The organism is Mesorhizobium sp. M1A.F.Ca.IN.020.06.1.1 (assembly GCF_004023265.1).
Taxonomy (GTDB): Bacteria; Pseudomonadota; Alphaproteobacteria; order Rhizobiales; family Rhizobiaceae; genus Mesorhizobium.
Window position 1 is genome coordinate 1 of the sequence record NZ_RZSR01000046.1, and the last position, 12,735, is coordinate 12,735.

Annotated in this window: 13 protein-coding genes; 5 read left to right on the plus strand and 8 right to left on the minus strand. The window is 62.8% G+C overall.

All coding sequences use genetic code 11. The annotated features are described in order from the left end of the window. Positions 1-471: LacI family DNA-binding transcriptional regulator (locus tag EOA60_RS03960; RefSeq protein ID WP_164899179.1), on the minus strand; the 471-nt coding region annotated here is incomplete at its 3' end. 361 nt (positions 472-832) lie between these two features. On the opposite strand from EOA60_RS03960, the gene EOA60_RS03965 reads away from it, so the two are divergent. The 5 genes from EOA60_RS03965 to ugpC all read left to right on the plus strand — a co-directional run bounded on the left by EOA60_RS03965 (position 833) and on the right by ugpC (position 7,348). Continuing rightward, complete coding sequence (locus tag EOA60_RS03965; protein WP_066996009.1) at positions 833-2,188, plus strand: ABC transporter substrate-binding protein; 1,356 nt, start codon at positions 833-835, stop codon at positions 2,186-2,188. Positions 2,189-2,363: 175 nt separating this feature from the next. Continuing rightward, positions 2,364-3,377: a sugar ABC transporter permease gene (locus EOA60_RS03970; RefSeq protein ID WP_066996012.1), complete on the plus strand. Its 1,014-nt coding sequence runs from the start codon at positions 2,364-2,366 to the stop codon at positions 3,375-3,377. Position 3,378: 1 nt separating this feature from the next. Next, positions 3,379-4,533, plus strand: coding sequence for a carbohydrate ABC transporter permease (locus EOA60_RS03975; RefSeq protein WP_066996015.1), 1,155 nt, complete (start codon positions 3,379-3,381; stop codon positions 4,531-4,533). Between the two features lie 4 nt (positions 4,534-4,537). Next, positions 4,538-6,202: an alpha-glucosidase family protein gene (locus EOA60_RS03980; RefSeq protein WP_095824376.1), complete on the plus strand. Its 1,665-nt coding sequence runs from the start codon at positions 4,538-4,540 to the stop codon at positions 6,200-6,202. Positions 6,203-6,235: 33 nt separating this feature from the next. Beyond that, the gene (ugpC, locus tag EOA60_RS03985; RefSeq protein ID WP_066996021.1) at positions 6,236-7,348 is read left to right on the plus strand and encodes a sn-glycerol-3-phosphate ABC transporter ATP-binding protein UgpC; all 1,113 of its coding nucleotides are present in this window, start codon (positions 6,236-6,238) and stop codon (positions 7,346-7,348) included. 104 nt (positions 7,349-7,452) lie between these two features. Here ugpC and EOA60_RS03990 read toward each other — a convergent pair whose 3' ends face one another. The 7 genes from EOA60_RS03990 to EOA60_RS04020 form a co-directional block, all read right to left on the minus strand. Beyond that, positions 7,453-7,683, minus strand: a complete 231-nt coding sequence (locus EOA60_RS03990) for a DUF680 domain-containing protein (protein ID WP_095824377.1) — start codon at positions 7,681-7,683, stop codon at positions 7,453-7,455. A 147-nt stretch (positions 7,684-7,830) separates the two neighbouring features. Continuing rightward, positions 7,831-8,037: a DUF680 domain-containing protein gene (locus tag EOA60_RS03995; RefSeq protein WP_066996029.1), complete on the minus strand. Its 207-nt coding sequence runs from the start codon at positions 8,035-8,037 to the stop codon at positions 7,831-7,833. A gap of 300 nt (positions 8,038-8,337) precedes the next feature. Continuing rightward, positions 8,338-8,604: a hypothetical protein gene (locus tag EOA60_RS38730; RefSeq protein ID WP_245502521.1), complete on the minus strand. Its 267-nt coding sequence runs from the start codon at positions 8,602-8,604 to the stop codon at positions 8,338-8,340. A 58-nt stretch (positions 8,605-8,662) separates the two neighbouring features. Beyond that, positions 8,663-10,198, minus strand: coding sequence for a DegQ family serine endoprotease (locus tag EOA60_RS04005; RefSeq protein ID WP_128311080.1), 1,536 nt, complete (start codon positions 10,196-10,198; stop codon positions 8,663-8,665). Between the two features lie 191 nt (positions 10,199-10,389). Beyond that, complete coding sequence (locus EOA60_RS04010) at positions 10,390-11,136, minus strand: MBL fold metallo-hydrolase (protein WP_164748334.1); 747 nt, start codon at positions 11,134-11,136, stop codon at positions 10,390-10,392. Continuing rightward, complete coding sequence (locus tag EOA60_RS04015) at positions 11,136-12,302, minus strand: diphosphate--fructose-6-phosphate 1-phosphotransferase (protein ID WP_095824379.1); 1,167 nt, start codon at positions 12,300-12,302, stop codon at positions 11,136-11,138. The genes EOA60_RS04010 and EOA60_RS04015 overlap by 1 nt, the downstream gene beginning before the upstream one ends. A 122-nt stretch (positions 12,303-12,424) precedes the next feature. Beyond that, on the minus strand, positions 12,425-12,735 hold a 311-nt coding region (locus tag EOA60_RS04020), incomplete at its 5' end, for a L,D-transpeptidase (RefSeq protein ID WP_164899180.1).

The following is a 12,735-nucleotide window of genomic DNA, read 5'->3' on the forward strand; positions in this document are numbered from 1 at the left end:
GGGATAGTCGAACTCAAAGCCCTCGCTGCGGCCATGGATGATGAAGGGGATGCCCAGCGTGTTGACCAGCGCCAGCCGCCGGTCGGCCGGGCGTGGCGAGGAAATGTAGACGGCGTCGACCTGCCGGTTGGCGACGATGCGCCGATAGGTCGTCTCCTGGTCGTCGGCGTCGGCCGGCGAGAGCACCAGATCGAGCTCGTGCGAGCGGGCATAGTCGCCGAGACCCGAAAGAAACTCGACGAAATGCGGATCGATGTCGACGGCGTTGCCGGTCGGCAGCACATAGCCGATCATTCCCGATTTGCCGGTGGCCAGCCGCCTCGCGCTGGGGTTCGGCCGGTAGCCGTGGCGCTTAGCGGCATCCATCACGCGACGCCGCGTCTCCTCGCTGACCTCCGGGTAGCCGTTCAGCGCCCGGCTTACCGTGGTTTGCGAAAGCGACAGCATGTGCGAGAGTTGCTTGAGGTTCATCGAGGCCTCCAGCCTCAAAGCGCTTTCAATTTGAATCGATCCGAGGATCGCTGGCACCGTCGTCGGAACGTCATGACCTTAGGGGCCGCCACAGGCAGTTTGAAGCCGAAATTGCTGCTGCAGCGCCAAAAAAACTTGCTGCATTGCACTTTTTCCTTCACTCGCAAGCGGGTTTAAATCGATTAGCACGGCCGACCTCTTGACTTCCGCATGATTCAATGGCGAGATCAGATTTAGCCAAAGCGCTTTGGAAGACTCTTCGAAAGGTTGCGGTTGCCTTCTCGCTGAGTCACAGTTCCGTGGGCGTCGGCGGACGAGATGGAGGTTTCGTCCGAACTGTCTCAACACTGGGAGGACTGCCATGAAGAAAATGCTTCTCTTGGGTGCTGCGTTCGCTGCGCTCACCCTTGGCCTGCCGGCACATGCCGAACTGAAATTCAAGCCGGGCGAGGATTCGAAGTTTCATTGGGCGAATTACGACGATCTCAAAAAGGTCGACCTCAAGGGCGAAACGCTGACCATCTTCGGTCCGTGGCGCGGCGAGGACGAGACGCTCGTGCGTTCGGTGCTCGACTATTTCTCCGAGGCGACGGGAGCGGAGGTCAAATACTCCTCGTCCGAGAATTATGAGCAGCAGATCGTCATCGACACACAGGCCGGCAGCCCGCCCAACATCGCCATCCTGCCACAGCCGGGACTGATCCAGGATCTCGCTTCCAAGGGTGTGCTGACCCCGCTGGGCGACGACGTCGCCGCCTGGATCAAGGAAAATTATGCCGCCGGCGACTCCTGGGCCAAGCTCGGCACCTATACGGGCAAGGACGGCAAGCCGGGCTTCTATGCCTTTCCCTACAAGATCGACGTGAAAGGTCTGGTCTGGTACTCGCCAGATAATTTCGAGGAGGCAGGCTACAAAGTTCCGAAGACTCAGGAGGAACTGGCCGATCTCGAAAAGAAGATCATTGCCGACGGCGGCAAGCCCTGGTGCATCGGCCTGGGTTCGGGCGGCGCCACCGGCTGGCCGGCGACCGACTGGGTCGAGGACATCATGCTGCGCACCCAGCCGCCGGAAGTCTACGACAAATGGGTGAAGAACGAGATTCCCTTCACCGATCCGGCCGTGGTCAACGCCCTCGACATCTTCGGCAAGATCGCAACCGACGATAAGATGGTCGACGGCGGTGCCAAGGCAGTCGCCGCAACCGACTTCCGCGACAGCCCGAAGGGCCTCTTTACGGTGCCGCCGAAGTGCTACATGCACCATCAGGCATCGTTCATTCCTTCGTTCTTCCCGGAGAATGTGAAGCTCGGCCAGGATGCGGACTTCTTCCCCTACCCGCCCTATGCCTCGAAGCCGGAACTGGGCACGCCGCTGGAAGTGGCCGGAACGCTGGTGATGATCACCAAGGATTCCAAGGCTTCGCGTGAGTTCATCAAGTTCCTCGAGATGCCGCTCGCGCATGAATTGTGGATGGCGCAGAAGAGCTTCGTCACGCCCTTCAAAGGAGCCAACAAGGACGCCTATGGCAGCGACGCGCTGAAGAAGCAGGGCGAGATCCTGGTCGGGGCCACCACGGTGCGTTTCGACGGCTCGGACCTGATGCCCGGCAAGGTCGGCGCAGGCTCCTTCTGGACCGGCATGATCGACCTGGTCGGCGGCAAGTCCGCCCAGGACGTCGCCGCCGATATCCAGAAGAGCTGGGATGCCATCAAGTAAGCAGAGAGGCCGCCGCGCGCGACCCGAGACTTTCCTCATCCTCCTACTGGATCCGGGCTACGGCCCGGGTCCGACCGGCAACGCACGCCGGAAGCCTTCGCGTTCCGAATAACTCAAAGTCGGCGCATGCGGCTGCCAGCCTTGGCCGGCCGGTCATGCCCAGGGAGAGGGACCCATGGCGGCTCAGATTTTCTCGGCCATATTCGTCATCATCATCGGCGTCGGCGGCTGTGTCGCGTATTTCTGGGGCGCCAACAAGCTGCTCGATCTCATCTTTCCGTCGCGCGGCGTCTCCGGCAGCGCCGCCGTCGACAATCTGCGCCGGCAAGGGCTGGTGCGGCCATGGCTGTTCGTCGGGCCGGCGATGATCATCCTGACCATCTATCTGATCTATCCAGTGATCGAGACGCTGCGGCTCTCTTTTCTCGACCGTGGCGGCGAGCATTTCGTCGGCCTCGCCAACTACCAATGGGCGTTCAGCGACCAGGATTTCCGCAACTCGATCTTCAACAACATCCTATGGCTGGCGGTGGTGCCGGCGGCCTGCACCTTCCTCGGCCTGATCATCGCCGTGCTCACCGACAAGATCTGGTGGGGGACGATCGCCAAGAGCCTTATCTTCCTGCCGCTGGCGATTTCTTTCGTCGGCGCCAGCGTGATCTGGAAATTCATCTACGAGTATCGCGGCGAGGGCCAGGTGCAGATCGGCCTGCTCAACGCCATCATCCAGTATTTCGGCGGCCAGCCGCAGGTCTGGATATCGCTGCCGTTCTGGAACAATTTCTTCCTGATGGTGATCCTGATCTGGATCCAGACGGGGTTCGCCATGGTGATCCTGTCGTCGGCCTTGCGCGGGATTCCGGAAGAGACGCTGGAGGCGGCCGTGATCGACGGCGCCAACCCGTTCCAGATCTTCTGGAAGATCATGGTGCCGCAGATCTGGGGGACGATCGCAGTTGTCTGGACCACCATCACCATCCTGGTGCTGAAAGTGTTCGACATCGTGCTGACCATGACCAACGGCCAATGGAACAGCCAGGTGCTCGCCAATCTGATGTTCGACTGGATGTTCCGCGGCGGCGGCGATTTCGGCCGCGGTGCCACGATCGCCATCATCATCATGATCGCGGTCATCCCGATCATGGTCTGGAACATTCGCCAGGCCAACAAAGAGACGGGAGGACACTGAGATGGCTGCGACCCGCGGAAAGTCCTTCGTCGGCCGATTCGGCGTTCATCTCGCCGTGCTGGTCTTCGTCGTCATCTGGACCATCCCGACACTCGGCATCCTCGTGTCGTCGCTGCGCGACAAGGACCAGATCATCGCGTCGGGTTGGTGGAACTCCTTCTCAAGCTCCAGCCAGACCGAGGCTGGGCGTCTGCCGGCTGCGTCCGCACAAACCCAGAAGGACGGCAAATACGTCATCGAAGGCAACGTCTTCGGCGACGGCGCCAAGCGTGCGATCAGCGCCTTCGGCACCAAGGCGGCGGCGCCGACACAATACAAGGCCGGCACGGCTGCCGATCTCGGCGATGGGGTGTCGCTGCAGGTCAACGCCGACGGCACCTTCGTGCTGTCTTCGCCGAAGGCCTTCGAAGGCGATCGCGGCCAGCGCGTCTACTATGCATCCTCGGCGCCGCCGAAATTCACCACGGAAAACTACGAGAACGTGCTTCTGTCGCAAGGCATCGGCCGCTCCTTCATGAACTCGCTGACCGTGACCATTCCGGCGACAGTGATCCCGATTCTGATCGCCGCCTTCGCCGCCTATGCGTTGGCCTGGATGCGCTTTCCCGGACGGGCGCTGCTGATTGCGGTGATCATCGGCCTGCTGGTGGTGCCGCTGCAGATGTCGCTGATCCCGCTGCTCAAGCTCTACAATGGCGTCGGGACCTTCTTCGGCGTGCCGTCGAAAACCTATCTCGGCATCTGGCTGGCGCATACCGGCTTCGGCCTGCCCTTCGCCATCTACCTGCTCAGAAGCTATATCGCCGGCCTGCCGCGCGAGATCATGGAATCGGCACGGATCGACGGCGCCAGCGATTTCGAGATCTTTGTCAAGATCGTGCTGCCACTGTCCTTCCCGGTGCTTGCCTCCTTCGCCATCTTTCAATTCCTGTGGGTGTGGAACGATCTGTTGGTGGCGATGGTTTTCCTCGGCACGGCGCCCGACCAGATCGTGCTGACGGCGCAACTCAACGCGCTGCTCGGCTCGAGAGGCGGCAATTGGGAAATCCTCACGACATCGGCCTTCATCACCATCATCGTGCCGCTGATCGTGTTCTTCTCACTGCAGCGCTATTTCGTCCGCGGGCTGCTTGCCGGCTCGGTGAAAGGAGGTTGAGACAATGCAATCGGCTTTGAAGACGAGTTCGAGACCGGACCCCGCCGTAGACCGCGACTGGTGGCGGGGCGCGGTGATCTACCAGATCTATCCGCGCTCTTATCAGGACTCGAACGGCGACGGCATCGGCGACCTGCAAGGCATTGTCCGGCGGCTGCCCTACATCGCCTCGCTCGGCGTCGACGCCATCTGGATCTCGCCCTTCTTCAAATCGCCGATGAAGGATTTCGGCTACGACGTGTCGGACTATTGCGACGTCGATCCGATGTTCGGCACGCTGGCCGACTTCGACGCGCTGGTGGCGGAAGCCCATCGGCTGGGCCTCAAGGTGATGATCGACGAGGTGCTGTCGCACACCGCCGACATCCACCCCTGGTTCAAGGAAAGCCGCTCCAGCCGGACCAATCCGAAAGCCGACTGGTATGTGTGGGCGGACGCCAAGCCCGACGGCACGCCGCCCAACAATTGGCTGTCGATCTTCGGCGGCTCGGCCTGGCAATGGGATACAAGCCGCCAGCAATATTACATGCATAATTTCCTGGCCGAGCAGCCCGATCTCAACTTCCACAACGCCGAGGTTCAGGACGCGCTGCTCAACATCACCCGCTTCTGGCTGGAGCGCGGCGTCGACGGCTTTCGGCTCGACACCATCAATTTCTACTTCCACAGCCTGGGGCTGGAGGACAACCCGCCGCTGCCGCCGGAAGAGCGCAACGACCAGACGGCGCCGGCCGTGAACCCCTACAATTACCAGGACCATATCTACGACAAGAGCCGGCCGGAGAATCTCGGTTTCCTTGAGCGCTTCCGCGCGCTGCTCGACGAATATCCGGCGCAAGCCGCCGTCGGCGAGGTCGGCGATTCGCAGCGCGGGCTGGAAGTGGTGGCCGCCTACACCGCCGACGGCAAGCGCGTTCACATGTGCTATTCCTTCGACTTCCTGGCACCGGAAAAGATCAGCGCCGCCAAGGTGCGGGCGGTGCTGGAGGCCTTCGGCCGGGTCGCCAGGGACGGCTGGTCCTGCTGGGCGTTCTCCAATCATGACGTGATGCGCGTGGCCTCGCGCTGGGCCGCCAACGAAGCGGACCCGAGCGCTTATCTCAAGGTGATCTCGGCGCTGTTGATGTCGCTGCGCGGCTCGGTCTGCATCTATCAGGGCGAAGAGCTCGGCCTCGGCGAGGCGGAACTCAAATTCGAGGACCTGCAAGACCCCTACGGCATCCGTTTCTGGCCGGAATTCAAGGGCCGCGACGGCTGCCGCACGCCGATGGTGTGGGATGCGGCGGTCAAGAATGGCGGCTTCTCGACCGCCAAGCCCTGGCTGCCGGTGCCCGGCAAGCATCTGGCGCAAGCCGTGAATGTGCAGCAGGGCGATCCGAGCTCGCTGCTCGAGCATTACCGGCGCTTCCTCGCCTTCCGGCGCCAGCATTCGGCGCTGGGCAAGGGCGAAATCGACTTTATCGAAAGCGATGGCGACACCGTCGCCTTCACGCGCCGCGAAGGCAACGAGCGCATCGCCTGCGTCTTCAACCTCGCCAGCAAGCCGGCCGAAGTCGATCTCGGCAAGGGCTCGCTGCAGCCCTTGCCGGGACATGGCTTTTCGGGACAAGGTGGCACCGGGCCCATCCGCCTTGGCGGCTATGGCGCCTGGTTCGGGCGGATCGACTGAGTTGAGAACAGACAATCACTGGGAGAGGAAACCATGGCCGATGTCACGCTGAACCAGGTGAAGAAATCATACGGCAACCTCAACATTCTCCACGGCATCGACCTCGACATCAAATCGGGCGAGTTCATCGTGTTCGTCGGGCCGTCGGGCTGCGGCAAGTCGACCTTGCTGAGGTCGATCGCCGGTCTCGAGGAAATCACCTCCGGCGTGCTCCAGATCGACGGCGAAGTTGTGAACGACGTGCCGCCTTCGAAGCGGGGCATCGCCATGGTGTTCCAGTCCTATGCGCTCTATCCGCATATGACCGTTTACGACAACATGGCCTTCTCGATGAAGATCGGTAAGGAAAGCAAGGCCGAGATCGACAAGCGCGTGCGCCAGGCGGCCGAGATCCTGCAGCTCACCAAGTATCTCGACCGCCTGCCCAAGGCGATGTCGGGCGGCCAGCGCCAGCGCGTCGCCATCGGCCGTGCCATCGTGCGCAATCCGAAGGTGTTCCTGTTCGACGAGCCGCTGTCGAATCTCGATGCGGCACTGCGCGTCGCCACCCGCATCGAGATCGCCAAGCTGAAAGAATCGATGCCGAACACGACGATGATCTACGTCACGCACGACCAGGTCGAGGCGATGACGCTGGCGGACCGCATCGTGGTGCTGAAGGAAGGCGTCGTCGAGCAGGTCGGCACGCCGATGGAGCTCTACAAGCGGCCGGGCAATCTCTTCGTCGCGCAGTTCATCGGATCGCCGGCCATGAACATATTGCCGGCGAAGATCGAGAAGGCCGGCAATCCGACCGTGGTCAGCCATGTCGGCGACCGCAAGGCGACGGTGCCGATCACAACGCCCGCTTCGGCGAACGGCGCGGCGGTGAGCTTCGGCGTGCGGCCCGAGGATCTCGCGATCGCGACCGGGACGGATTACCTGTTCGAAGGCAAGGTCGATTATATCGAGCAGCTCGGCGAGGTTCAGCTCGTCTATGTCGATATCGGCCGCGCCGATCTGCCGCTGGTGGCCAAACTGCCGGGAAATGTCGAGGTCAAGCGCGGCGAGACGCTGCGGCTCAATGCCGGCGCCGGGGATCTGCACATCTTCGACGCGGAGGGGCATTCCTTCACGCTGCATCGCGACGAGGCGAAGGCGGCCTGACGCGCGGTGCTGCCGTTTCGGCCAAGAGGCGCGAGACGGTCCGGCTAAAGAAAGAGCGGCGAGGTTTGCCTTCGCCGCTCTTTTTCGTCAACTGCTTGCGGCTGTTAGCGGCCGAACAGATTGCGGTCGCTGCCCTGCGGGGCCGACTTGTGCACGTCATTCGACGAGTTCAGCAGCTTGTAGACCGGCGAGTCGGTGCCCACCGACGAAGTGCGGGTCGTGTCGACGGCAGCGGCCTGCTGGCTGGCGCCAGCCGAGCCGTAATTGTCGCTGCCTGCGAAAGCTGCGCCGGAGAGGGCCAGAACGGCCGTTGCGGCAAGAACGATCTTCTTCATTTCAATACTCCTGAATTCTTAACCTGATGTCGTTTCCAAAACTGGGGTACACTTTTGGGCGACATGCCTTGGGGACGCGGCGGGTGAACCCACCGCCTGTCTCCTGTCGGCCATGGCCCCTGATGGATCATGGCCAGGTTCGGCAGTTTAGTTGTTGCCGAAGAGGTTGTGGTCCGCGCCCTGGGTGACGGGCTTCTGAGCGGCCGCTTCCGACCTGTGGGTCGAGGCCGTGCGAGAAGTGTCGACCGCTGCGGCCGGCTGATTGGCGGCGTTGGAACCGTAGTTGTCGCTACCAGCGAAGGCGCTGCCGGAAATGGCCAGAAGGGCGGCGGCAGTGAGAACAATCTTTTTCATTTTTGGTACTCCAGTATGTTTTTTCGTCCGTCTAGCGGCGTGTCTTGGGAGTGAAAATCGCGTCGTTCGGACAGCCCCGATGTGGGTGAGCCGGCTGCCGGATTCCAATCACGAAGTTGTTTCGGCTGGCCCATGAATCCCCATCTTGATATTGTACCAATCGCCGCCATTGCCGATTTTTCTGTTGTAAAATCAATTAGTTATACTGCTTCGCCATTTGGCTCACCAAGTGTATACGAGCACCGATGTTCACCCCGTCCTGCACGCACCGTCAACAGAAACGAACTGTTCGGTTCGATTTTAGAATTCCCTAATAGTCACTTTTCGATACCGCTTAACCATTTTGGACCTACCGGCTCGATTCGGGAGCGTTGCCGCCCACGGGTCAAAGGCGTCGGCAACTCTCGGCGCATCCTCGCCTGAGCGTCCTTCTCTCCGATCTGAAAGGATCGCGCCGGCCGGGCGCCGGGCCTGCTCGCGCGTCAGCGTCAGCACCACATCGAAGCCGTCGCGACGATCGTCCAGTTCAGTCAACTCGTCGCGGAAGTCGACCTCGTTTGCGGGCAACCGAAATCTTGTCGGCGGAGCCTGCCGAAGAGGCCGGCAGGCTCCTTGGAAACTGTTCTCAGCCGGCGGCGAAAGGCACGGCGACGAATATCTGCGCGTCGCCGCGATCGACCAGCAGCAGTACCGACTTCCTGCCGGACTTGCCGGCCTCGGCGATCGCCTGGTTCGCTTGCCTTGCGTTTTTCACCGGCGTGCGGTCGACGGCGACGATGACATCGCCGGGTTCAATGCCGGCCGCGGAGGCCGCCTTGTCCGGGTTGACGCGCTCGACCACGGCGCCGCGCTGGTTGTCGGCCAGGTTGAGCTGCTCCCGGATGTCCGGCGTGAGGTCCGTAAGGCCAAGGCCGAGCGAGGGCACGCGCAGGCCCTGTTCGGCCGATGGCTTGCCTCCTTCGCCGTTCGAGGCGGTCTTCTGGTCTTCGGCATTGCGGCCGACATCGGCCGAGATCTGCATCGCCTTGCCGTTGCGCCAGACATTCAGCGTTTCCTTGCTGCCGGGCGAGACGTCGGCGACGGCGCGCGACAGATCCTTGGGGTCCTTGATCTCCTGGCCGGCATCGAGACCGGCGACGTCATCACCGGCTTCGCCGGCCAGGAGATCAAGGACCCCAAGGATCTGTCGCGCGCCGCCCGGATGGTCGAGGCCGATGGCGCTGGCGACGTCCTGCGTGACCGGCTGGATCTGCACGCCAAGATAGCCGTATTCGATGTCACCGCCCTTCATAAGCTTGTCGACCACTTTTTGCGCCTGGTCCGAAGGAATGGCGAAGCCGACGCCGACGCTGCCGCCATTGGGCGAATAGATCGCCGTGTTGATGCCGACCACATCGCCCTTCACGTCGACAAGCGGGCCGCCGGAATTGCCGTGGTTGATCGGCGCGTCGATCTGGATGAAATCGTCGAACGGCCCGCTGTGCAGGTCGCGGCCGCGCGCCGAGACGATGCCGGCGGTGACCGTGGTGCCGATGCCGAACGGATTGCCGATCGCCAGCACCTGGTCGCCGGTCATCAGCTTGTCGGAATCGCCCCATTTGACGGTCGGCAGCGGCTTGCTCGCCTTGACCTTGAGCACCGCCAGATCGTTCTTTGCGTCGTGGCCGACGAGCTTGGCGGGAAGCTCGGTGCCGTCGTCGAGCGTCACCTTGATCGAGGTCGCGCCGTCGATGACGTGGTTGTTGGTGACGATGGTGCCATCGGACCCGACGATGAAGCCGGAGCCCAAAGCCTCCTGCCGCGGCGCCTGCTGCGGCGGCGTCTTGGGCATCGGGATGCCCTGGTCGCCGAAGAACTGCTGGAAATACTGGTCGAAGGGCGAATTGCCGTCGAAAGGCGAGCCGTCGTCCGTCGCGCCGGGCTGGGCTTTCATCACGGTCGTCACGGTCACGACTGCCGGCTTGGTGGTGGCGACAACCGGCGCGAACGAGCCGTTCGGAGCGGTAATGCCGGCGACCGGCGTCTGTGTCGTCGCGACCACGTTGCTCAGGCCGGCATTGCCGGGATTTTGCGCAAAGGAAACAACGACGGGGGAGATGATCAGCGCAGCGCCCAGCAGGGCCGCGACGCGATGTCTGCGAAGAATGCTAAATGGTGACATGGTCGTTTCTGTCCGGGCGAGAGTTGATCCGGCGCCGCGGACGGCTCTCTCCAAGGACGCGCCCGTCGGCGTGTCGACGGCCGGGATTGCCCGTCTCGCCATGCATGGCAGTCGGCCGGATCGACAGCCACGCATTTAGGGCGTGGAATGGTCCGAATTAGGGTTTTGGCGCGACCTTACAAAGATTTAATTCAGAGAGCGCTCACGAAGCGCTCTCGGCGGCGTAGGTAGGAAGACGCTATCTCTCCCATCCTCGCGCGGCCGAAACTCGGGCCATGGCCGCCATGGCCGATGCGTATCGGCAGGTCGAGCAGCCGCTGCATGGTGCGGCAATAGGCGGCGCGGTCCGAATCTGGCAGGTCGTCGATCAGCATGCCGTCATAGATGGCGTCGCCGGCGAAGAACAGGCCGTCGGCCTCATCGAACAGCGCGATCGAATCCGGCGAATGTCCGGGCAGATGCAGCACGCGGAATATCCGATCGCCGAGGTCGACGATGTCGCCCTCGTCGAGCACTCGCGTCAACGGTGCGGAAGGGATGCGATAGTCAGCCGCCTTCCAGCCGGGCGCCGGCAATTTGGATACCGCATCGTCGAGATTGTGGAACATGTTGGCGTAGGTGACGGCATCATCCATGCCATCGAACTCCGCCGCGCTGACCTTCGGCCCCATCCTGAGCGGGAATTCGTGCAGCGAGCCGACATGGTCGAGATGGATGTGGGTGGCGACGACGATCAGCGGCTTGCCGGCCGGGGTGTCGATCTCGGGCGCCAGCGGGCAGATGCCCATGCCGGTGTCGACCAGCAGGTCGGCGTCCCGGCCCTTGAAATGCCAAATATTGGCGCGCACGAAATCGTGCACGAATGGCTCGGTCAGCATCGTCGTTCTGGCATCGACAACGGATTTGCCGAACCAGTCGCCCACCACAAGGTCGCCCATCAGACGAACGGCTTTCCGACCTTGTACTTTTCCGGCACCAGCCGCTTCAGATAGGCCATGCCGGCCTCGGACAACTGGTTGACGTCCGGCTTCATGAAATTGTCCGGCATGTGGCGGGTCTTGCCGGCCACCGCCTCGAGCGGCACCTTCTTCAGCACGGTCTTGGTGCCGTCATATTGGAGCGCCACCGAGCCGCCACCCTCCTCGGCAACGGCGACGGCGAACGCGCCGGCTTCGAAGGCTTCCCTGGCGTCCACGGGACTGATCGCGCCGACATAGCCGCGCGGCATATAGCCCAGGGCATCGACGCGCGCCCGCTTGCCCGGCAGGCCTTCCGCCAAAGCGCGTTCGAGCGCCGCCGGCAGATCGCTGCCCGACAATTTGACGTTGCCGTGCTGGTCGCGCTCGAGCTTTTCCGGCGGCACCAGGCTCTCGACCAACGCCTTGCCGTCGGCGGTGCTGACGCCTTCCGAGACGGCGACGATGCAGCGCTTGTGGCGGTCGAGCGTCTTGCGGACATCATCGATGAAACGCTCGGCGGAGAAGGCGCGCTCCGGTACATAGACCAGATGCGGACCGCTATCCGGATCGAGCTGCCAGGCGGCGGCCGCGGCAGTCAGGAAGCCGGCGTGCCGGCCCATGACGATGCCGACATAAATGCCGGGCAACGCGCGGAAATCCAAATCGACCGACAGGAAAGCGCCGGCGACGAATTCGGCCGCCGAGATGAAGCCCGGCGTATGGTCGTTCTCCTCGAGATCGTTGTCGATGGTTTTCGGCGCATGCACGAAGGCCATCGCGCCGCCGGCGGCGTCGGTCAGGATCTGCTGGGTGCCCGAAGTGTCGTTGCCGCCGATATAGATGAAGGCATCGGCGCCGGCCTTCTTGAGGCCGTTGAGGATGACCTCGCAATAGGCCGCGTCTGGCTTGTCGCGGGTCGAGCCAAGGGCGGCGCTCGGGGTGCCGGCGATCAGCCGCAGCCGATCTTCGGGGATGGCTGAGAGGTCGACATAGTTGCCGTCGCGGATGCCGCGCACGCCATGGATCGAGCCGAGCACCTTGGCGCCGGGATGCCGCTTGCGGATCTCCAGCGTGGCGCCGACGACCGTCTGATTGATGACGGCGGTCGGGCCGCCGCCCTGCGCGATGACAAAGGTTCCGGCCATGATCGTTCTCTCCCGAGGCGAAGCTTTTCAGAGCACCTTCGCCTGTCTTGCGGCATCACGCAACGGGAGAAAGGAGGCGCATGATCCCGAAAAAATAGCGGCCGTGCTGACCGCCGAAAAAATCAGACGACGACGACTGGGTTCTTCTTCGATACCCTGTTGTAGAGGTCGATGATGTCTTGGTTGATCAGCCGCACGCAGCCCGACGACATCGCCTGGCCGATGGTCCACCATTCGGGCGAGCCGTGGATGCGGTAACCGGTGTCCTTGCCGTTCTGGTAGATGTAAAGCGCGCGGGCGCCCAGCGGATTGCTCAGGCCGCCGGGCTGGCCGCCCTGCCATTTCACCAGTTCCGGCTTGCGCTTGACCATCTCCGGCGGCGGCGTCCAGACCGGCCATTCCTTGCCGTACTGGATGTTGGCGCGGCCCGACC

Coding starts and splice junctions, on each gene's coding strand:
- EOA60_RS03965 (WP_066996009.1), top strand. CDS start 833: ATGAAGAAAATGCTTCTCTTGGGTGCTGCGTTCGCTGCGCTCACCCTT.
- EOA60_RS03970 (WP_066996012.1), top strand. CDS start 2,364: ATGGCGGCTCAGATTTTCTCGGCCATATTCGTCATCATCATCGGCGTC.
- EOA60_RS03975 (WP_066996015.1), top strand. CDS start 3,379: ATGGCTGCGACCCGCGGAAAGTCCTTCGTCGGCCGATTCGGCGTTCAT.
- EOA60_RS03980 (WP_095824376.1), top strand. CDS start 4,538: ATGCAATCGGCTTTGAAGACGAGTTCGAGACCGGACCCCGCCGTAGAC.
- ugpC (WP_066996021.1), top strand. CDS start 6,236: ATGGCCGATGTCACGCTGAACCAGGTGAAGAAATCATACGGCAACCTC.
- EOA60_RS03990 (WP_095824377.1), bottom strand. CDS start 7,683: ATGAAGAAGATCGTTCTTGCCGCAACGGCCGTTCTGGCCCTCTCCGGC.
- EOA60_RS03995 (WP_066996029.1), bottom strand. CDS start 8,037: ATGAAAAAGATTGTTCTCACTGCCGCCGCCCTTCTGGCCATTTCCGGC.
- EOA60_RS04005 (WP_128311080.1), bottom strand. CDS start 10,198: ATGTCACCATTTAGCATTCTTCGCAGACATCGCGTCGCGGCCCTGCTG.
- EOA60_RS04010 (WP_164748334.1), bottom strand. CDS start 11,136: ATGGGCGACCTTGTGGTGGGCGACTGGTTCGGCAAATCCGTTGTCGAT.
- EOA60_RS04015 (WP_095824379.1), bottom strand. CDS start 12,302: ATGGCCGGAACCTTTGTCATCGCGCAGGGCGGCGGCCCGACCGCCGTC.